The sequence below is a fragment of the Pseudomonas sp. ZY71 genome (assembly GCF_036542145.1).
Classification (GTDB): Bacteria; Pseudomonadota; Gammaproteobacteria; order Pseudomonadales; family Pseudomonadaceae; genus Aquipseudomonas; species Aquipseudomonas koreensis_A.
The window spans coordinates 4,545,550-4,565,465 of the sequence record NZ_CP144274.1; the positions used below are offsets into that span (position 1 = coordinate 4,545,550).

The window sequence follows — 19,916 nt, forward strand, 5'->3', positions numbered from 1 at the left end:
TTGAGTGTGCGGGCGACGCATGAGCGTTGCCCGGCGTTTTGATGTACTGACAGGATGTCTTTCATTTATGCCCGCGTTTACTTTTTCTGCTTTCAAGCGCTTCACCCTCCTCGCCTTGTTCAGCTTCAATTCCGACGTTTATGCGCACTGCGATGGCTTTTGCATGGGCCGTACTGATACGCCGTGGGAGGTGACGCAGTTTTCCGGCTTCACTTTGGTGTCTTTAATCCTCGCACCTATTTCGTCTAGCCAGGAAACGACTGACAGTCACAAGCGTGTTTACTCTGCTGAAGAACAGGAAGACGCGCGACTCTATCTGGCCAGCGACGGCATGCTGCAGGCCGCGTATTTCACGTCGGCCTTGCAGCGCTATCGCCATGAGTCGTCGGATTCGGCGTTAAACGATCTCGCCGTTGCGGCGTTGATCAGCGCTCAGTGATCAGGCGGCCGCTGCGGCGGTCCAGTTGACCCAGCCAAACAGCCACGTTGCGAGAATCAACAAACCAAACGCGATCCGATACCAGGCGAACGCGGCGTAGCTGTGGTTGGCAATAAACTTCAGCAAGCCGCGCACGGCGATCATCGCGAAGATGAACGCGGTGACGAAGCCGAGGGCGAAGACTGGCAGGTCGTTGGGCTGGAACAGGTCGCGGTATTTGTAGCCGGAGTACACGGCGGCGCCGACCATGGTCGGCATGGCGAGGAAGAACGAGAACTCGGTGGCGGCTTTGCGCGACAGGCCGAAGAGCAGGCCGCCGATGATGGTCGAGCCGGAGCGCGAGGTGCCGGGAATCATCGCCAGGCATTGTACGAATCCGACTTTCAGTGCGTGAGACCAACGCATGTCGTCAACGTGTTCGACGCTGATCACATGGCTGCGCTGTTCGGCCCACAGCATGATGATGCCGCCGACGACCAGTGCCACGGCGACAGTGATCGGGTTAAACAAGTATTCGTGGATCGCGTCGGCGAACAATACGCCCAAGACCACGGCGGGTAGAAAGGCGATCAGCAAGTTGAGGGTGAAACGCTGGGCATTACGTTCGGTGGGCAGGCCTTTGATGATTTCAAAGATCTTCGGTCGAAACTCCCAGACGACGGCAAGGATGGCACCCAGTTGAATAATGATGTTGAAGGCCATGGCGCGTTCGCCGCCGAATTCCAGCAGGTCGGCGACGATGATCTGGTGGCCGGTACTCGAGATCGGCAAGAACTCGGTCAGGCCTTCTACCGCACCTAATATCAACACCTGGAAAAGGGTCCAGAAATCCATTAATCCTCCGTCAGAGCGCTCTTGGCGAGCGACCGGGTAATAACACTCAGGGGTTGAGTATCTGCAGTGAGACCATTGACCTACATAAACGCAAAAGTTCATCAGCCACAAAGATTACGTCTTATTAAAAGACACACTCAAGCCATGTTAATAATCGTCGACTGACGAACTACGCAGAAAATATTTAGGCCTTTTTGCAGAAAAAAGTTGCTCTGACAATAAAGTGTGATCAATATCACATTATTCAGGGATGGCCAGACAGTGGCAATTAGACATGGACATGGCTATCGCAATAAGCTCAAAATAGTGGCACCATTGCATATCGCCATCATCTAAGCAGTAGTTCACCCCTCCGAGAAAATCAACTAAAAGCTTGAAAAGCTTAATTATTGTTAGAAAACTCGGGAGCCACGTCTAAAAATCGCGTGAATGTTACCAATTGTCAGTCACAGATGAGAACCGGTGCTTTAACATCCCGATGTCAGCACTTAATTCGAGTCAATGCATGATGCTCTCAGGGAACTTAGCGACTAGAAGTCCGCGCCCGACAAACGACGAACCCGGTGTTCTTACTCTGGGTCGTACCCGTGGCGTGGCTGAACATTTCAAAGCGCTAGTCGCCCAGCATTTACGCACTGATATGGCGCTCGAAGCCGATGCGTACACTAGTTCATATCAGTTGAATGAACAGTCTGGTTCGTATCGAGCGATCTTCCTGGTTATCGACAGCCCCCAGGCCCTCGAAGACAATCTTGCGCTGGTCGAGAACCTGCGCAACGACAACTTGAAGCCGATCATTTGCGCGGTCATCACCGGTCGCGGCGCCTTCAACAAGATCAAATATTATCTGGCTGGCGCGGATGTTTGTATCAAGCTCAATACCCTTTCCGACGATGGCGCCGAGTTGCTGGGCGAGTTCTTCAACAGCGAAGAATGGCAACGCGATATCGATCTGACGCTTGATCCGACCCGTATCTGCCTGATGGGCACCAGCAAGAAACTCGATATCTCGTTTGCCGAAATGAAGATCCTCGAAGCCTTCGCGCAAACCAGTAATCACATTCTGAGCCATGATGAAATTGCCAGCATCATGGGCCTCAATACCAATTTCTACGACCCTCGCGCACTGGAGAAATCAATCAGTCGCTTGCGTGGAAAAATCAAGGACATGTATGGTACAAACGCGATTCAGAGCATTCGCGGCTATGGCTATCGCCTGCTGCGGGGTCTGATATCGACTGCCTGACTCTCGGGCAGCCATCCCTTTTGCATACGTACGAAGGATCGTCTAATGCAACCATATAGCTCCGTTTCTGCTTCACGCCTGTTTGAAATCAAGCAATTGAATGAGCGCGACAACACGACCCATAACAATAAAACTCCATAACATAGCAGCAGATCGAGTGGAATTTATCGAGGGCCATTCTTGGGCCCAGACCCTGCCTATCGATTACTTCCGAGGAAGTCATTGCTCGCCTGCCGATTTATCTTTTAGCCAATTTTGGTGTGTATTTAGGAGAGAGACATGGAAACTAGTACAACCCTCCCAAGGAAATATTTTGTTGTCGTGACTCACAGTACAACGTCGCAACGTGAATTGGAGAGCATGCTGTCCAGTGAACGTTTCAATTCGTTTGAAGGGGTTGATTCGCCCTCTTCCGCTCCAATGGTGATGGAGTTCACATATCCAGGCATCAGTCGCAAAAACGCCCCGCGCAGTATCGAACATGATACTCAGCGAATATTGGCCACGCTTGAGTCCGAATGGCGCGCCGCGCAATCGGCCAATCCTTTCCAGAATGTCCCGGCCAATACCGGGGAAACCCGCAATATGCCGCCTGCCATTGAAGGTGATATGCCCGGCAATGAAACCTGGCATCTTGACCCGACTCAGGGTGCACTGATCAAAGAAGGTGTTGAAATCAACCTGACGGGCCTGGAAACAGCATTGGTCAGAAAAATGCTCAGCCATGAAGAACGTGTTGTCAGTCGTGACGAGCTGATCCTCAGCATCGGTCGAGAACCGGAACAATATCGCGGTCTGGAAATGTGCCTGAGTCGCCTGCAAGACAAATTCAAAAGCGCCAGTAATGGAGAGCGACTGTTTCGTGCCGTCAGAAACCGCGGTTATTGCCTGATTCAGGAAGTCGTCGCGTAACCCGCAAGACGTCTACGAACAGAACAAACAGAAAAAAGTGCGATTACAAAAACAACAAGAGCACTCTGTTTGGCTTCATCTTCCTCCCTGAATTAAACATTCCCTGCCTCCACCCTCCAACAGTAACAAATACAACATCATTTATTCACCCCCTCCTCTACGACCTTTTCTAACATCCTTCTATTTAATTATTAAAAAGTTGGCACTTTGCCATCTTGTTAGAACTCGTCAGACACCATTCCAGCCAATAACTTAGTCTATTGACTGACGACAGTTCGGCATATCGATGTTGTTACCTCAGGACACTCGTTAGAACAAAAACAATAAGTCTGCATAACAACTCGGATTTCAACTGTTGAAACCTGAATGGACGTCTTTTGGGGATACCGTATGGATCTTTCTTTAAGTATCAATCGAAGCACAGGCCTCAAGGGACTGACCTTTTGGGGCCAATGGGCGCTGGCACAGGGCTTTGTGGTGACGCTGCTGTTCATACTCGCCGAGCAACACACCGGGACGGTCGCGTTCTACTACCGGATGTGTGCAACCCTGGCGGTACTGGCGTCGGTGCCGGCTTATACGTTTAGCGGTGTGTATCGCAAGCGTGACAATTACCTGACCGGTCTCGGTCGGCTGTTCATGGGTTGGTCGATGACCATGGCGGCGCTGGCGTGCATCGCCTTTGTCTGCCAGGCCGATGAGCTGTTTTCGCGGCAGGTGATTCTGAGCTGGGCGGTGTATGGCTTCCTCGGTCAGGCGTTTCTTTACGCGCCGCTGCATGCGTTTTCCAAGTACTACCAGCGTTCGCGTAAAAGCGAACACAAGACGCTGATCGTCGGCACCGGCGAACTGGCGTTGGGGCTGGCGAAGAAGCTCAGCCAACTGGAAAACCTGCCGTTGGTAGGTTTGGTCAGCAATGGTGATGTGTCTGCGCTGGGTTCGGATGCACCGCGTGTAGTTGGCGATCAGGAACAGTTGCTGGAGCTGATCGAGGCGCATGACATTCGTCGTTTGTACATCACCCTGCCGTTGTGTGAAGCAGCGAAAATCGAGGCGATTTATGGTGACTTGCTAGGGGCCAACGTTGATGTGGTGTGGGTGCCGGACTTGAACAGTCTGACCCTACTCAATCACTCGGTGAAGGTCGTGGACGGTCTGCCGGCGATCTACTTGAACGAGAGCCCGCTGACCAGCCGCCCTACTGCTGCTTTGAGCAAGAGTCTGGTCGAGAAAACCGTGGCGTTCCTGGCGATCATCGCGCTGAGTCCGATCCTGCTGATCATTGCGCTGGCGGTGAAGATCAACTCGCCTGGCCCGGTGTTCTTCAAGCAGGATCGCCATGGCTGGAATGGCAAGGTGATCAAGGTCTGGAAGTTCCGCTCGATGCGTGTTCACGATGACCGTGACGTGAAGCAGGCCAGCCGTAATGACTCGCGCATTACCGCAGTCGGCCGCTTTATCCGTCGTACTTCGCTGGATGAATTGCCGCAACTGTTCAACGTGCTGCAAGGGCACATGGCCCTGGTCGGCCCGCGCCCGCACGCCGTCGCGCACAACAATTACTACTCGGGGAAAATCCTCGCGTACATGGCGCGTCACCGGATTAAACCGGGGATCACCGGCCTGGCCCAGATCAGCGGCTGCCGCGGTGAGACGGACACCATCGACAAGATGCAGAAACGTGTGGAGATTGACCTGCAGTACATCAACAGCTGGTCGTTGTGGCTGGATCTGAAGATCCTGGTGAAGACGCCGTTTACGTTGTTGTCGAAGGATATTTACTGAGGTTCGAAGCTGGATACCGCAAGGGGACGAAAGTCCCCTTTTTTGTGCGTGGGATTTGGTAGCGGCGCTGGATTGCGGGTGAGTGCAAAACTGTGGGAGCGAGCCTGCTCGCGAAGGCGGTGGGTCAGGCAACATTGATGTTGGATGTGCTGACGCTTTCGCGAGCAGGCTCGCTCCCACAGGAATTCGGGATTGCTCCAGGATTTTGGGTGCGACAGATAGCCAATGTAGGAGTGAGCCTGCTCGCGATGGCGGTGGGTCAGGCAACGGGGATGTCGACTGTACGGACGCTATTGCGAGCAGGCTCACTCCTACAGGGGGTTTGTGGTTGGCTTGGGATTTGTGGTGTGACAAATAACCAATGTGGGAGCGAGCCTGCTCGCGAAGGGGGTGGGTCAGGCAATGATGATTCTGACTGTGCTGACGCTTTCGCGAGCAGGCTCGCTCCCACAGGGATTCGGGATTGCTCCAGGATTTTGGGTGCGACAGATAGCCAATGTAGGAGTGAGCCTGCTCGCGATGGCGGTGGGTCAGGTAACGGGGATGTCGACTGCTCGGACGCTATCGCGAGCAGGCTCACTCCTACAGGGGGTTTGTGGTTGGCTGGGGATTTTGGGTGCGACAGATAGCCAATGTAGGAGTGAGCCTGCTCGCGATGGCGGTGGGTCAGGTAACGGGGATGTCGACTGTACGGACGCTATCGCGAGCAGGCTCACTCCTACAGGGGGTTTGTGGTTGGCTTGGGATTTGTGGTGTGACAAATAACCAATGTGGGAGCGAGCTTGCTCGCGAAAGCGGTGGGTCAGGCAACATTGATGTTGGATGTACGGACGCTATCGCGAGCAGGCTCACTCCTACGGGTTCCAGGGTGTTCGGGAGATCTGCGCTTACTCCGTGATCTTCTCGAAATTACGATAAAACATATCCCCTTCCCGGCTATCGGTCATCGAGTGCAGTTGGTAGCTGCGACTCAGTCGCGCGCCACCGTCACGGGTCAGTGGGGCCCAGACCAGGTTGGCGCGGCGCATGGTCGACATGCTCATCATTTCGTCGAACGGGATGGACAGGTAGATGCCTTTGTCGAAACTACCTTCGCCATACTCCGCGCTGCCCGCCGTGGTGATCGTCGCCCACGCGCCAAAGCGCACGCCATTGAAAAACTCGCGCGAGATGTCCAGCGTGCCGCCCCAGTCTCCGGCCAGATAACGCCCGACGCTCACCGCCGCCAAGGTATCGAACGGCAAATCGGTATACGCCGTGACATGCCCGGTCACCACCGAGTAATCGCGCAGGGCAAAACCCTGATCGAAATCGCGCTGCCGCACCCAGTTCAGGTCCGCGCCCACCGACCAGCGCTCACCGGTCGGACGGAACAACACTTCACCGCCGACACCGGCAAACATCGATTCCAGATAACCGCCATAGACCATGCCGTACCAGTCTTTATCCAACTGCTCGGCATGGCTGACCTGGAACAACGGCATGGTGGTGTTAGACGTGGTCAGGTACTGACGCAAATCCGTGCGCACACGCGGCAGACCGCTCGGCGCGTCGTAGCTGAATTTGTCGAAGTTGTTGGCCAGGTTGGCACTGAGCAGCCCGCTCCACCAGGTGTTGCGGTTGAAGCGATATTCGGCGTCGGCATCGGCACTCAATTGATAGAGCAAGCCGTCCGGGCCGCCAACGTTCTGCTTGAAGCCCAGCCCCACGCCATAGCTGAAATGCTGCGGCGCTTCGGTGTAGAGGGTTTTCTCGTTGTGCGGCATCGCCGGGTTGATCTCGGTGGTGCGGTGCAGCGATTCAAGTGGCTCTTCGTTGTTGATCACTTCGCGGAAGGTCTGACGCGGCACGCTGGTTTCTTCCAGCGGCAAGTCGTAGCGCTTGTTGACCACGGTGAACCAGTCGATGTCGTCGTTGACGCTGTTGTCGAGAATCCGGCTCGCCCTGCCCACAGCCTTGGACGAATGGAAGTAGCGCTGCTGCTCGCCATAGACGATCAGCTCGGAATCACGCTGGGTGATGCGCTCGACCTTGTAGCCGGCATTCTGCTGCAAACGCTGCGAGACGTTGGCCCAGTTGACCTGATCCATCGCTGTGTTCGGTGCCTTCGCCGGCAGCGGTTCCGGGGTCGGGTCGTAAGTCTTCGCCGGTGCCTTGCGGCTGACAAAATTGGTGTGGAAGGTCACGCCAAACATCGCCGTATTACCGCGCTCCCACGCCGCGCTGACATCGACCGAATCGGTCACCTTGAACACCGCGCCGAGGTTGATCGGCGAGTCCTGTTTGATCTCGTTGTCCTTCGGCTCGTGCTTGTAGTCGTTGCCTTCGAATTCGAGTTTCAGGCTGAGGCGATCCCACGGCGTCTGATAGCTCACGCCACCGAAGAATGACGGCCGTCCACGAAAGTACGAACCCGAGTTGACGTCACCGGTGCCTTCGAGGGCCGGACGGGTATCGAAGCGATCGCTGACGTAGCCCAACGGGTTGTCGATATCGCCGCGATTACCGAGATAACCCCAGGCAATCCCGGCGCTGAAATCGAAGTTGTCGTAGCGCTTGTTGGCGACGAAAAATTCACTGGAGAACAAACCGGTACCACCGATATCTCGGAAGCCCAGCGCCACGTCGGGCAGCCAGTGGCTTTCCTGCCACAGCCGGACTTTGACGTCGACCGCCTTGTCCTTATAGCTTTGGCTGCCGCTGAGGGCCTCCGAGCCGTACGGCCGGTTGGTGATCGCGGTGTAGCGAAACGAGCCTTCGAGCCAGTCCAGCGGCTGCAACGACACACTGTAGCGACTGTACGGATCGGTGCGGTTGGCGTTGACGCTCAACTCGCCGGCCGGGGCCATGCGCGCGGTCGGCGTCTGCAACAGACCGGTGCCACCGAAGTCATTCTGGGTAATGCGCGGCTCGGCATGGGCCAGACCGCAGGGCAATAACAACACAGCTGCAAAACGTAACTTCAACGAACCACCTCGGCCAGCTGCGTGGCAATGAATTCGGCCAACTGCTGATTCAGTTCAGGAAGAGGCGGATCAAGATCATCATTTTTCAACGGCACCAGAATCTTGCTGCCGGCCACGGGAAAGTGCCCGGACTCGCGATTCCAGTGGGCGATACCGACACGTTGCGAAGCGCCATTGGGCTGGATCAGCCACAGGTAATCGGCTTCGGCATCGGCCAGAATCGAACAGCCTTGCAGGTATTCACGGGCCTCCTGCAACGGCTGATACGGCAAGTGACACGGCTCGGCGACGGCACCGAGCACTTGCACTTCGTCGACACGTTTCGGGTAGATCAGACGATCGCCGTCATCGAGGCGAATGTTGCGCGCGAAGCCAACCTCCAACGCGACCGGATCGAGGTCGGCGATCTGCCGTCCAGTCACCGGCATCTGCCGCACTTCTTCGGCAATGCGCTGCGCCAGCGCCGCCCGACTTGGCCGGTCGAACAGCATCGACATGCGTTGCAGCACATCCAGATCAAACAGCACACCGACCTTGAGCCGCGTCTGCTCCTCAATCAGCGATTGGCGCAGCAAGCCGCCCGCCAGCCAATAGCCTTCGGCATTCGGCACGGCTTCGCTGATCACATCGAGCAAGCGTCCGCCCGGTGGCAACGGGACTGGCCCGGGATTGGCGACATCACCCGACACCGTGACCGCCGCCTGACTCACACTCGCGACCAGCATCAGGTTCGCCGCTAACATTTTCAGGCGCATCACGGCAGGTGCCTGCGATCAGGGGTCAGTTGCACAACCTTGACGCGCAACTGCGAGGTCAGTTGCTGCTCGCTCTGCAAAATGAAACCGTCACGCGGGTCGACCCAGTAACGATTGGTCGCGCTCAGGCCGATGGCCGGGGCGTCAATGTGCTCATCGACACGCAGCACGGTGTATTCCTTGTCGAGAATCTTCAGGGTCTGTTCGGAGCGACGGGAGAAGCGGCTGTTGACGATCACGCCGACTTCCTGGCCCTTGTAGAGGTCGATCCAGCGCCGCGTGGTGAAACCGTCCGCGACGTGATGCAGGCCTTGCTTGAACGGCGAGTCATCGGCCAGCCGCGTGCCATCGAGATCGCCTTCCAGGCCCAGGCCAATCGTGCGCACGGCGAGGCCATTGCGCAGCAGCAGAACCTGTTTGCCCGAGGCGACCCAGAACTGCAGGTCTTCGCGCTCGCGCACCAGCGCCAGCACCCCGGAGCCGGACGGCGTGGTCAGTTTCATTTGCGGATAATTGACCCCGGCCACTTCGGCCGCCGACACGTCGACTTCATCCGGGCCGACGACCGCCGCTTTAAGGTTATTCAACGAAGCGCTCATCAGCGGGTTACAGCCGCACAGCAACGAGGCCGCCATCAGGCACAGGCCAACTTTCAAAATGTTCAAAGTCGGCGACCTTATTTGCTGTTGTTACTGTATTCGCTCCAGTTCTTCGCAGCGGAAGCGCCGGTGCCGACAATCGATGCCGACGGCACCAATTGGCTGATCAGACGGTTCCAGCGAGTCACGTTGGCAGGTCCGACATACACCACGTCCTGAGGCCGCACTTCGAAGTGCGAAGCGAGCGCCATGGCGGTCGGCGATTCGGCTTCCAGCTGGTAGATCTTCGCCGGTTCGACATCGAGGTTTTCCACGCCACGAATGACGTACACCGCGTTGCCATTGGAGGTGGTCTGGGCCAGGCCGCCAACCGAACCGAGCACGTCGGTGAGGTTCATCGTCGCGGTCTTGAAACTCAGCGCACGCGGCTGATTGACCTCGCCCATCACGTAGATGCGCTTGTTGTCGTTGTACGGCAGATACAGCTGATCGCCGCCCTTGAGGTAGACGTTCTGCAACTCGGAATCCTGCTGATTGAGCGAGTCGAGATTGAGCGGATAAGTGCGGCCCTTACGCGTCAGCAGCAGCCCGGACAAATCGGCGTTGTTGGTATCGATGCCGGCCGAACCGAGGGCTTCGACCACGCTCAGCGGATTGGTGGAAATCGCTTGCGGGCCGGCCTTGGCCACCGCACCGGTGACCACGACTTTCTGGCTGGCGAAACGCAACACCGCGACATCCACTTGCGGCTCGGCGATGAACGCCGACAGCCGTTGTTCAATGTCCGAGCGCAGTTGCTGGATAGTCCGGCCGGTGGCCTGGACTTCCTTGATGAACGGGTAATAGAGCGTGCCATCGGAGCGCACCAGACGGCCGTTGGCATCGATCTGTTGTTGCGCGCCGGACGGGGCCGTCAGCTCAGGGTGATCCCACACGGTGATGTACAGAACATCGTTGTTGCCGATGCGGTATTCGGCCGGCGTTGCCAGCAGCTCCGGCGGTAGCGACTCACGCTTTTGCGTGGCGCGGTTCATGGCAATCAGCTTGGGCGTGATCGGGATCAGCTCGACCCGGCTGCTTTCGCTGGCACCCTGGCGGGTGATGTCACTGGTGCTGAGGTATTGACCGGGGGAAAACATGCAACCTTGCAAAGCGAGACTTGCCAACATTAAAAGATAAACACTACGAGTCATAATGGCACTACGCTATTCAAGGGCGAATCCAAAAACAAAGTCACCCGACTTGCGTCGGGCGACCCTGTACTGCACTAACAGAACTTCCTGTTAGTTATGCGTGCCGGTTGTACCGGTGGTACCCGTCGTACCGGTGGTACCGCCGTTGGCACTGCCACCGCTGTTAGACGCCGCTACAGCACTGGCAACCATTGCAGTACTGGCTGCGGGCGCTTGAGAAGCCGCCACGTTGCCACCTACATTGGTTACCGCTGTCAGCGGTGCTTCAGCGGCGGCAGCCCAGTTGCTCAACATCGTCAACAGGGCAACTGCCATCACTTTTTTCATATCAACTCCTTTCTAACATTCGACCTGTTATAAAACCGGCCTGAGTTAGCGGTGGTGAGTTCAAGTCCGCAAAAAGCGCGAACAAGATCCGTTGTTCTTTCACAGTCTTACCCAACTGATAAAAGTCGAACGGCAGGTTTATATCTACGGACTTGCAAAAGGCATTGCCAGTGTAATTTCCCGACGTTATCTAACAAGCTGACTGAAAATAACATTGGGTTAAATGGCCATCATCGCAAGTAGCCTTGAGGATGGTTCGATTGCCAGCGCCAAGTGTCGGTGACCATATCCTGCAAGTTGCGCGTGGCTTTCCAGCCAAGTTCCTTCGCAGCCTTGGAAGCATCGGCCCAACTCTCGGCGATATCCCCGGAGCGACGTGGCATCATCCGATACGGCACCGGTTGCCCGCAGGCCTGTTCGAAGGCCTGAAGCACTTGCAGCACGCTGTAGCCATCGCCGGTGCCAAGGTTCCAGGTATGAATGCCGGTGCGTTCGGAGATCGACTGCAAGGCCTTCAAATGCCCGTCGGCCAGATCGACGACGTGGATGTAATCACGCACCCCGGTACCGTCGATGGTCGGGTAATCGTTGCCGAAGATCGACAACTCCTGAAGGCTGCCGACCGCGACCTGGCTGATGTAAGGCACCAGATTATTCGGGATGCCGTTGGGGTCTTCGCCCATATCGCCGCTATGGTGGGCGCCGATCGGGTTGAAGTAGCGCAGCAAGGCGATGCTCCAGCGCGGCTCGGCCAGGCTCAGATCACGCAGGACATTCTCGACGATGAGCTTCGACTGGCCGTAGGGGTTGGTCGGATTGCCGGTGGGAAAATCCTCGCGGATCGGCATCTGCTCGGGCTCGCCATACACCGTGGCCGACGAACTGAACACCAGGCGAAACACCCCCGCCACCGCCATTGCCTGGCACAGATTGATGCTGCCGCTGACGTTGGTCTCGTAGTACTCGAGCGGCTTGCGCACGCTCTCGCCGACCGCTTTCAGGCCGGCAAAATGCAGCACCGCTTCGATGTTGTGCTCGCGGAAAATCCGGTCGAGCAGTGCGCGGTCACAGACATCGCCGCGGATCATCCAGGCACTCTTGCCACAAATGCCCTCAACGGCGTGCAACGCGGCTTCACTGCTGTTGCAAAGATTATCCAGTACAACAACTTCATAACCTGCTTCAAGCAATGCAAGTGTGGTATGCGAGCCGATATAGCCGGCACCACCCGTTACCAGAATCTTCATAGTGCTATCCGTCTTTGGATGAGTGACAAGTAGCGTGTCAAGCCTGATTTATTGAAGATGTGTCACAATCCACACAAACAGGCGACAACAACCGAAAACAAAACTAGTTCAATGACTGGCAATAAATATTTTTGCAGGTCACACTGTATTGCTTGGTACTTATTAGCACTCCCTGTGCACTCATCACTATCAACAGATACCGACTAAAAATAACCAATAACGCACTTACCGACATCTCATAACATTGTCGTGTTTTACCGTCACTGGCATTTGCCATTAATAACCTGACTCAGGTATTAAAGTAAGCCTTCAATCCAACATTGAAACTTACGCGCCCTTTATTAGGGCGCGCATCTGTCGCCTGTGTTCCATGACTGTCCAGGATACTTTTATGATTCGTAAATGTTTGTTCCCCGCTGCCGGCTACGGCACGCGTTTCTTGCCGGCCACCAAAGCCATGCCGAAAGAGATGCTGCCAATCGTCAACAAGCCGTTGATCGAGTACGCCGTTGAAGAAGCGCGGGACGCCGGTCTGCAGCACATGGCCATCGTCACCGGTCGCGGCAAGCGTGCGCTGGAAGACCATTTCGACATCAGCTACGAACTCGAACACCAGATCCGTGGCACCGAGAAAGAGAAATTCCTCGCAGGCACCCGCGAGCTGATCGACACCTGCACTTTCTCCTACACCCGTCAGGTGGAAATGAAAGGTCTGGGCCACGCGATTCTCAGCGGTCGCCCACTGATCGGCGATGAGCCGTTTGCCGTGGTGCTGGCCGACGACCTGTGCCTGAACCTCGAGGGTGACGGCGTGCTTACGCAGATGATTGAGCTGTACAAGAAATTCCGCTGCTCGATCGTCGCCATCCAGGAAGTCCCGGCCGACCAGACGCACAAGTACGGGGTGATTGCCGGCGAGCTGATGTCCGACGGCATCTATCGGGTCAACAACATGGTGGAAAAACCGGCCCCACAGGACGCGCCGTCGAACCTGGCGATCATCGGTCGCTACATCCTCACCCCGGACATCTTCGACCTGATCGCCGACACCCAACCGGGCAAGGGCGGCGAGATCCAGATCACCGACGCGCTGATGAAGCAGGCGCAGAACGGTTGCGTGCTGGCCTACCAATTCAAAGGCCTGCGCTTTGACTGCGGTGACGCCGAGGGTTACTTGCAGGCAACCAATTTCTGCTACGAAAACGTCTATCTCAAGGGCCGCTGAGACGGCTCCCTTCCCCCAACGAGGCCACCATGAACATTGCACAACATTCCGTAGAGATTGAACGCGAGGTGGGTAACCTCGGGGTGATGAGCTGGCTGTCCCGCCATCAACCGTTGCCCAGCGCCAACGAAACCTGGCTGGGCACGATTCTGCTGGTGGAGCGCATTGGCGTGTTTCCGGCATCCGGTGATATCCGCCGGCCGTTGCGCGATCCGTATCCGCTGCTCGCGCATTTGAAAAAGCTCTATGGCGAGCAGGCGTTGGAAATGGATGACAGTGATGGTTTGAAAGTGATTTTCAGCGACTGGCGTTTTCGTGTGCGGATCTGCTGTAACGATCCGGCGATCATCATTAACGTTGAGACGCGCTGCGATACGCGCTTGATGCCGCAGAAGATTGCGGAGTTGCTCGAGCAAGTAGACGCCTTCGAGTAACGCCCCTCAACTGATCGTTCCCACGCTCCGCGTGGGAATGCATCCAGTGACGCTCTGCGTCACCCAGCGAAGGGACGCGGAGCGTCCCGGGCGGCATTCCCACGCGGAGCGTGGGAACGATCACCGTTCTGGGGTTTGCGTGTTATTTAGGGGCGGCGTCGCAACGATCCTTGGCGCCCATGATCCAGCCATAAAAGTAATCAGCAATCACCTTCCCGCCCGTGGCCGGCAGCGGATGAATCTTGTCCGGGCCGATCATCGCGGCCGCGTAGCGTTTGACGTCCGGCCCAAACGCACATTGCAGATTGGCGTACCCCAGATGCTGCTCACGCGCCCACGGTTCAAGTACCTGCGCGTACGCCGACATCGGATACGCACTGGAGCGTGTGGTGTCCTGGCGCATGATCAAGTTAATGCTCGCCTGCGGTTGAATCTCGCGCAGCATGCCCACCAGTCCCTGAACGTTCTGCAGATACTGCGCGGGCTTCACGCCGAAGCCCTGATCGTTGCCACCGAGCATGATCAGGTAAACATCAGCGGGGATCTTCAACACCGCAGCTTTCCACTGCACCTGCCATTGCGGATCCTTGTGATAGAAGTCCGCAGAGGCCGCACCGGAGGCCGCCAGTTTCGAGACGCGAACGCCGTTCTGTTCGTTGCTCATCCACAGGCCGAACAACGTCGGCGCGCCCTTCACGACCTCGAGTTTGAAGGACCAGTCTTTCGCTGCCGAAAGACCTGTCAGCGCGACTTCCTGAACCCCTGATCCTTCAAGCTTCAGCGGTTGCCAGTCTTGCGCGGGAGACCAGCGATAGCGGATCTCGCTGGATTCGCCGTTGCCCAGATACAGCAGTTTCGCCTGAGTGACAGCGGTATCGATGCGCGGCGTCGGACTCGCATCCACTTGCAACCATGCGCCGGGCCGGCCGGTTACCGTGCGACTGTCCGGACTCGCCTGGCCCAGCTCTGAAACCTTCCAGTCGCCGCCAAAGTACTTGTCACTGCTGCGGGTGTATTTGAAATGGGTGCCGCCCAGCGCCGCGCCGTGGTTGAAACCGACGTAACCCGGCCCGGCAAAACCAACCTCTCCGGCCACGCGCTGCACCAGTTTGTTCAGGTAGAAATCCTGCCCGGCGCTGTAGCTGTCGCCGATCACCGAGACCGACAACACCTTGCCGGCCTGGCCTTCACGCCACTGCGCAAAACGCTCGCGCGCATCGCCGACCTGAACCACCGACGCTGCGACGGGTTGCGCGTCATCTACTGCCAACATGCAAAATTTCCTTCAGTCTGAAATGGCCCACTGAATACCGGGAGGTACACAGATCAACTGTAGGAGTGAGCCTGCTCGCGATAGCGTTGGGTCAGGTAATGAAATGCTGACTGACAGACCGCTATCGCGAGCAGGCTCACTCCTACAGGAATTGTGTTCGACAAAGATCCGCTGCTCGCGAAGCTCTTAGCTGCTGTGGGTTTGCACCACCGGAGTGATGGGCGCCAAAGGTTTCTTCTTCGCCGCCCGCTCCCCAAGGAACAGCACCGAAGTGAAATTGAACCGACTGAAAACCATCGACAACACCACCGGCCCGAGCAAGCCACAACTCAAGCCACCGAGCACCAGCAAGCTCTCATCCTTCACCCCCAACCGCCCCAGCACAAACCGCGACGTCGCCGCGAACAGCACATGGAACAGGAAGATCGCATAGGAATAACCACCCAGCCGCGTCAGCGCCTTGGAGCGCATATCACTCGACAGCAAGGCGATGCAAGACACGCAACCCACGGTCAAACCAATCAGACTGCGTCGATCAACAATCAACTCACGATCAATCGCCGCGACATACAACAACGTCAGCGAGATCAACACAAACACCAGCGGCCCGATCACTTTGAACGTCTGCTTCAACCGGTCGACATTCTCCTGACCAATCATCCCCGCGACGAAAAACGGCAACAGATAAATCGCGCCGTTAATCCCGAACGCATCGAACTTGAACGGCGGCAGTAGAAACAACACAGCCGCAAACGCAAACAGCCCATACAGACGCGTCGCCGAGCGCAGCATCCCGCGCCACTCCAGCAGCCCGACGAACATGAAAATAATGAACACCGCCTGCAAGAACCAGAAGTGGTTGATCGGCACCCAGAACGACAACAAAGCGTCGATCACACCGACGTCCTTGTTCACCCCCGGCCCCACCGCCTGCAGCACCGAAAACGGCACGCCGACGCAAAACAGCGGCACGATCAAGCGCCGCACCTTGCCGCTGAAGAACGCGGAAAAGTCATTGCCACGGATTTTGTAGATCGAATAGATGTACCCGGAAATGAAGGTGAACAACGGCATGCGCACGTACACCATCGAATCGGCGATCACCCGGAACGGCGAGCCGATATCGATCTTCAACCCGCCACCCAGCGGGCCGATGACGTGATAGAGCACCAGCAGCAGGCACGCCAGGCCACGCAGGGTTTCAATCTCCAGGGACTTTTTCTTGCTCGACATAAAGCACCTGCCTCAATTCAGAATTCGTGATTCAACCTGCACCGGTTTGTTCGCTCGCAGCATCAAGCCCAGACCCACGAACAACACCGGCACCACCATCGAGAAGTGTCGGGCGAAGGAGCCGAAGTCCGGCTCGAACAGCCCTTGCACCAGTAGAAACGCCAGCGGAATCGCGATCAGTTCCTTGGGTTTGGTCTGGATCGGCGCGCCTTTGTAATCAGTCGAGGTGATGACTTTGAACAGCAGCAACGCGGTCATGATCATCAACGCCACGAAGATCACTTGCCCAGGCCCGGACAGCAGAATCAGCTCTACCGGGAACGACAACCGGAAGAAGATGATCATCGAGTCCAGCGCCTGCGAAACGAAGTCGCTGCCACTGAGCCACGAAACGATCAACGATTTCGAGCCCTCCTCGCCCGCCGTGCGCAGTTCGTTGTTACTGGCGCGAATCGATGACACCGGAAAGCCCAGTGCGAGCTGGATCGACATCGCCACTGCCAGATAAAACAAGAACAGCATCAGGAAGAACGTCGTGCGCGACACGTACTTTTTCATCACACAGACGCCCACCCACGACAGCGAAAACAGAATCCAGTAAGGCCGGATCAGCACGCCGTAGATCACTGCCGACAGGAAAAACCCACCGCGATATTTACGCGTCAGCGAGCTGAGCAGAATGCTCAACACCGCCACCGACACAATGATTTCCTTGGTCAGGTTCTCCAGGAAGAACGAGCGCACAATCCCCCACAGACACAGCGTGCCGAAGATCGCCAACGGCATGCGCCGAAACACCACCACCGGAATCGCCGTGAGGAAAAAGTTGCAGAACATGCCGTAGGCCCAGGCATTGGTCAGGTTGATCCCGGTGGGCCGCAGCAGGAACGCCGAACACTCGTAGGACGAGCGATCCGGCGAGAACGGGTTCCAGAAATTGCAGTTGTCGGCACGCGCGTAGGACGACCACAAGGTCATCGCATCCGGCCCCGGATCACGCGGGATCAACAGCGGCATCGCCACCGAGAGAAACAGCCCGGTGAAAAGGATCAGGAACGACACATACGAATCGAGTCGCTTGCCACGAAACTCGATGCACGGCAGCTTCAGGCCCATGACACGGCAGCCTTCTTCGCACCGGTCACGCGGGTCAGTACGGCGATTACACCAAGCTGCACGATGATCGCGAAGACATTGCCCCACGCCGCGCCGTAGATCGAATAATGCTTGATCAGCACCCAGCTCACCGGCACTGAAACCAACAGGCAGATCGCCGCACTGGCGAGCGATACGCGACTGTTTCTCGAGGCAATCAACCCGCCCCAGACGATGTCGCCAATCGCGCGCAAGGCGAAGGAGAAAATCAGTACGCCGAGGATCGCGTTGTCCGGACGCGGCACGCTGGTGGCGACGTAATCGAGCACCACGTTGAAAAACACATAGATCGCCACCGCCACCGCAGCCGACACGACCAGCGAGCGCATCACCCACTTGTTGATGAACAGTTGCTTGACCGTGAATGCCTGCTGATCAGCCTGAAAACGCTTGGCCAGTACCGGAATCCCGACCACCGCCACCACCGCATACGACAACGCCTGCAAGGTATTCGCCGCCGACCACGCGTAGACGTATTTACCGAGGCTGGCGTAGGGCTCCAGATCGATGATCAGAAAGCGCTCGGCGTACTGACTCAGCGCGATCAAACCGGTGCCGAGGTAAAACGGCAACCCGGCCTTCCACACGGTGGCCGTGGCCAACGTACCGGCGACCCGGCCCTTGTGCACGTTCACCACGATCAGGTAACCGGCGATGATCACCAGCACGTTGGCGGCGACCCACAGCCACAACACGCTGGCGATTCCCGACACCCAGTCGAGCATCATCCCGCCCACCGCCAACACCGCCCACAGGCCGGTCTTGATGAAAAACAGCAGCGCACCCGCCGTGGCTTTCTGCGCAGAAAACACGAAGGAATTGATCTCGAACGACAGGTGTTCGGTGAGCAACACCAGCGTCACGCAAAGGATCAGCGCGGCCGGCGCTTCAACTGTCTGGAACAGTGAATAGATCAGCACCGTCGCTACCGACAACAACAGCCCCACCGCCAGATACAGCAGCAGGACTTTATCGACCACCCGGCGCGAACTGCCGCCAACGCTGATCAAGCGATTGATCTCGGAACTGAAACCGACGCTGTAGAACTTCGACGCAATCAGCGATGCCGCGACCACCACGCCGTAGAAGCCCAGCGCCTCATAACCGAGGTAATGGGTGATCGCCAACACCAGCAAAAACTTCGCGCCTAACGCTCCGCCGCGAAGCAGCAGCCGAAATATCATCGAACGACACCCTTGATGATGTCGTCCATGGCCACGGTTTTCGCCTCGATCTCACGGCAGGTGTCGGTCAGGCGCTTGCCGAAATTCGACAGCGCATTCGGTGCGTAAACCGTGTCGATGATGGTGTCGACATTGATGTCGCCGCCGTTGATCACCCAGTCTTCGACACCCATGTCCTGATAGGCGCCAAAGCCCTTGCGTTCATAGCTGATGTGGTACGCCGGCACGCCCGAGAGCAGCGATTCGATGGCGCCGTGCAAACGCACGGAAATCACCAGGTCCGGTTGGTATTTGGCAATCGTCGCCTTCAACGACAGCAGATCTTCAGTGATGCCCAGCTCGCGATAGAACGCGCCGTCATCGTTGCCGCGTACCGCGCTCTGTACCGCGCAGACGACTTTGCTTTTGTTCTTCAGGCGCTGCAGCAGCACTTTCAGATTGGCCACGTAAGCGACTTTCTTTTCCTTGCTCCACTCCGGCGGCTTGCGCAGTACTACGCAGACCGTGGCTGGCGAAGACGCGCAGCGGGTGAACTTCGCTTGCTGAAGGATTTTGCTCGCCAGCGACTGCACGGCCAGATCCGGCGCGCGGTAGACGTTGGCACAGGCATCGAAAATCGCCGAAGAGCGGTTGTCGCGCACGAACACCGCGTCGGCGCTGGCGTAGTGCTCGACGATCTTGCTGCTCTCGCCATGGAACGGGCCGATGCTTTGCGGCAGGTACACCGACGGCACTTTGCTGAGGATCGCGGTTTCCAGTTGTTTGGCGTGGCCGAGCTTCAACTTGATGTGCTCGAAGGCACTTTTCGAGCGCATGTAGCCGCCGCCGACGCCGACGATCAGGTCGGTTTTCTTCAGCAGATCCGCCAGCCCGGCGTAGGACTGATTGAGAAACACCGCTTGCTTGACCCGGCCCAAGCCCTTGGCCGCCATCACCGGCGCGTCGAAGCGCGGGTGCGGCAAGTAGCTGAAAGAGTCCGGATCGGAAGCCACCACGCTGATCGCGGTGTCTTCGCCAAAGTTGCGCTGCACCAGGGCGATGGCCAGATCGACGAGCAGGCCGTCACCGGAGTTGGACGCACTGTAGCCATGCAAAATCGTTACGTTCAT

General features: G+C 57.2%; 18 protein-coding genes. 6 read left to right on the forward strand and 12 right to left on the reverse strand.

From position 1 onward, the window contains the following. Positions 1 to 67: 67 nt before the first annotated feature. Positions 68 to 439: a DUF2388 domain-containing protein gene (locus VY732_RS20090; RefSeq protein ID WP_331691593.1), complete on the forward strand. Its 372-nt coding sequence runs from the start codon at positions 68 to 70 to the stop codon at positions 437 to 439. Here the strand turns inward: VY732_RS20090 and VY732_RS20095 are convergent, their stop codons facing one another. Further along, on the reverse strand, positions 440 to 1,273 hold the full coding sequence (locus VY732_RS20095; protein WP_102902269.1) for an undecaprenyl-diphosphate phosphatase: 834 nt from the start codon (positions 1,271 to 1,273) through the stop codon (positions 440 to 442). A gap of 505 nt (positions 1,274 to 1,778) precedes the next feature. Between VY732_RS20095 and VY732_RS20100 the strand changes: the two genes are divergently transcribed. The 3 genes from VY732_RS20100 (at position 1,779) to VY732_RS20110 (ending at position 5,216) form a co-directional block, all read left to right on the forward strand. After that, positions 1,779 to 2,519, forward strand: a complete 741-nt coding sequence (locus tag VY732_RS20100) for a winged helix-turn-helix domain-containing protein (protein ID WP_331691594.1) — start codon at positions 1,779 to 1,781, stop codon at positions 2,517 to 2,519. A gap of 279 nt (positions 2,520 to 2,798) precedes the next feature. Beyond that, positions 2,799 to 3,431 (forward strand): winged helix-turn-helix domain-containing protein, encoded by a 633-nt coding sequence (locus VY732_RS20105; protein ID WP_331691595.1) that lies wholly within the window; start codon positions 2,799 to 2,801, stop codon positions 3,429 to 3,431. A 390-nt stretch (positions 3,432 to 3,821) separates the two neighbouring features. Next, complete coding sequence (locus VY732_RS20110) at positions 3,822 to 5,216, forward strand: undecaprenyl-phosphate glucose phosphotransferase (RefSeq protein WP_007950006.1); 1,395 nt, start codon at positions 3,822 to 3,824, stop codon at positions 5,214 to 5,216. An 887-nt stretch (positions 5,217 to 6,103) separates the two neighbouring features. Here the strand turns inward: VY732_RS20110 and VY732_RS20115 are convergent. The 6 genes from VY732_RS20115 to galE all read right to left on the reverse strand — a co-directional run bounded on the left by VY732_RS20115 (position 6,104) and on the right by galE (position 12,303). Further along, complete coding sequence (locus VY732_RS20115; protein ID WP_331691596.1) at positions 6,104 to 8,182, reverse strand: YjbH domain-containing protein; 2,079 nt, start codon at positions 8,180 to 8,182, stop codon at positions 6,104 to 6,106. Next, entirely contained in the window at positions 8,179 to 8,937 is a 759-nt protein-coding gene (locus tag VY732_RS20120; protein WP_331691597.1) for a capsule biosynthesis GfcC family protein, read from the reverse strand. Before VY732_RS20120 ends, VY732_RS20115 begins: the two co-directional genes overlap by 4 nt. Then, positions 8,937 to 9,602: a YjbF family lipoprotein gene (locus tag VY732_RS20125; RefSeq protein ID WP_123595040.1), complete on the reverse strand. Its 666-nt coding sequence runs from the start codon at positions 9,600 to 9,602 to the stop codon at positions 8,937 to 8,939. The genes VY732_RS20120 and VY732_RS20125 overlap by 1 nt, the downstream gene beginning before the upstream one ends. Before the next feature lie 11 nt (positions 9,603 to 9,613). Then, on the reverse strand, positions 9,614 to 10,675 hold the full coding sequence (locus VY732_RS20130) for a polysaccharide biosynthesis/export family protein (protein ID WP_049802139.1): 1,062 nt from the start codon (positions 10,673 to 10,675) through the stop codon (positions 9,614 to 9,616). Positions 10,676 to 10,819: 144 nt separating this feature from the next. After that, a complete protein-coding gene (locus VY732_RS20135; protein WP_007910552.1) occupies positions 10,820 to 11,056 on the reverse strand; it encodes a hypothetical protein in 237 nt (78 codons plus the stop codon). A gap of 230 nt (positions 11,057 to 11,286) precedes the next feature. Then, the gene (gene galE / locus VY732_RS20140) at positions 11,287 to 12,303 is read right to left on the reverse strand and encodes a UDP-glucose 4-epimerase GalE (RefSeq protein WP_331691598.1); all 1,017 of its coding nucleotides are present in this window, start codon (positions 12,301 to 12,303) and stop codon (positions 11,287 to 11,289) included. Between the two features lie 391 nt (positions 12,304 to 12,694). On the opposite strand from galE, the gene galU reads away from it, so the two are divergent. Further along, a complete protein-coding gene (gene galU, locus VY732_RS20145) occupies positions 12,695 to 13,528 on the forward strand; it encodes a UTP--glucose-1-phosphate uridylyltransferase GalU (RefSeq protein ID WP_093433753.1) in 834 nt (277 codons plus the stop codon). 29 nt (positions 13,529 to 13,557) lie between these two features. After that, a complete protein-coding gene (locus tag VY732_RS20150) occupies positions 13,558 to 13,962 on the forward strand; it encodes a mannose-1-phosphate guanylyltransferase (protein ID WP_331691599.1) in 405 nt (134 codons plus the stop codon). 142 nt (positions 13,963 to 14,104) lie between these two features. On the opposite strand, the gene VY732_RS20155 is transcribed toward VY732_RS20150, so the two are convergent. The 5 genes from VY732_RS20155 to VY732_RS20175 all read right to left on the reverse strand — a co-directional run bounded on the left by VY732_RS20155 (position 14,105) and on the right by VY732_RS20175 (position 19,916). Then, positions 14,105 to 15,235: an SGNH/GDSL hydrolase family protein gene (locus VY732_RS20155; protein WP_331691600.1), complete on the reverse strand. Its 1,131-nt coding sequence runs from the start codon at positions 15,233 to 15,235 to the stop codon at positions 14,105 to 14,107. Positions 15,236 to 15,421: 186 nt separating this feature from the next. Continuing rightward, on the reverse strand, positions 15,422 to 16,468 hold the full coding sequence (locus VY732_RS20160) for an acyltransferase family protein (protein WP_331691601.1): 1,047 nt from the start codon (positions 16,466 to 16,468) through the stop codon (positions 15,422 to 15,424). A gap of 12 nt (positions 16,469 to 16,480) precedes the next feature. Further along, positions 16,481 to 17,584, reverse strand: a complete 1,104-nt coding sequence (locus tag VY732_RS20165; protein WP_016986717.1) for a hypothetical protein — start codon at positions 17,582 to 17,584, stop codon at positions 16,481 to 16,483. Continuing rightward, positions 17,575 to 18,807, reverse strand: a complete 1,233-nt coding sequence (locus VY732_RS20170) for a phosphoribosylaminoimidazole carboxylase (RefSeq protein WP_331691602.1) — start codon at positions 18,805 to 18,807, stop codon at positions 17,575 to 17,577. Before VY732_RS20170 ends, VY732_RS20165 begins: the two co-directional genes overlap by 10 nt. Continuing rightward, positions 18,804 to 19,916 carry a polysaccharide pyruvyl transferase family protein gene (locus tag VY732_RS20175; protein ID WP_095121071.1) on the reverse strand — a complete coding sequence of 371 codons (1,113 nt, stop codon included), beginning with the start codon at positions 19,914 to 19,916 and terminating at the stop codon, positions 18,804 to 18,806. The genes VY732_RS20170 and VY732_RS20175 overlap by 4 nt, the downstream gene beginning before the upstream one ends.

Coding starts and splice junctions, on each gene's coding strand:
- galE (WP_331691598.1), bottom strand. CDS start 12,303: ATGAAGATTCTGGTAACGGGTGGTGCCGGCTATATCGGCTCGCATACC.
- VY732_RS20150 (WP_331691599.1), top strand. CDS start 13,558: ATGAACATTGCACAACATTCCGTAGAGATTGAACGCGAGGTGGGTAAC.
- VY732_RS20155 (WP_331691600.1), bottom strand. CDS start 15,235: ATGTTGGCAGTAGATGACGCGCAACCCGTCGCAGCGTCGGTGGTTCAG.
- VY732_RS20130 (WP_049802139.1), bottom strand. CDS start 10,675: ATGTTTTCCCCCGGTCAATACCTCAGCACCAGTGACATCACCCGCCAG.
- VY732_RS20095 (WP_102902269.1), bottom strand. CDS start 1,273: ATGGATTTCTGGACCCTTTTCCAGGTGTTGATATTAGGTGCGGTAGAA.
- VY732_RS20090 (WP_331691593.1), top strand. CDS start 68: ATGCCCGCGTTTACTTTTTCTGCTTTCAAGCGCTTCACCCTCCTCGCC.
- VY732_RS20165 (WP_016986717.1), bottom strand. CDS start 17,584: ATGGGCCTGAAGCTGCCGTGCATCGAGTTTCGTGGCAAGCGACTCGAT.
- VY732_RS20110 (WP_007950006.1), top strand. CDS start 3,822: ATGGATCTTTCTTTAAGTATCAATCGAAGCACAGGCCTCAAGGGACTG.
- VY732_RS20175 (WP_095121071.1), bottom strand. CDS start 19,916: ATGAACGTAACGATTTTGCATGGCTACAGTGCGTCCAACTCCGGTGAC.
- VY732_RS20105 (WP_331691595.1), top strand. CDS start 2,799: ATGGAAACTAGTACAACCCTCCCAAGGAAATATTTTGTTGTCGTGACT.
- VY732_RS20135 (WP_007910552.1), bottom strand. CDS start 11,056: ATGAAAAAAGTGATGGCAGTTGCCCTGTTGACGATGTTGAGCAACTGG.
- VY732_RS20160 (WP_331691601.1), bottom strand. CDS start 16,468: ATGTCGAGCAAGAAAAAGTCCCTGGAGATTGAAACCCTGCGTGGCCTG.
- galU (WP_093433753.1), top strand. CDS start 12,695: ATGATTCGTAAATGTTTGTTCCCCGCTGCCGGCTACGGCACGCGTTTC.
- VY732_RS20170 (WP_331691602.1), bottom strand. CDS start 18,807: ATGATATTTCGGCTGCTGCTTCGCGGCGGAGCGTTAGGCGCGAAGTTT.
- VY732_RS20100 (WP_331691594.1), top strand. CDS start 1,779: ATGATGCTCTCAGGGAACTTAGCGACTAGAAGTCCGCGCCCGACAAAC.
- VY732_RS20120 (WP_331691597.1), bottom strand. CDS start 8,937: ATGCGCCTGAAAATGTTAGCGGCGAACCTGATGCTGGTCGCGAGTGTG.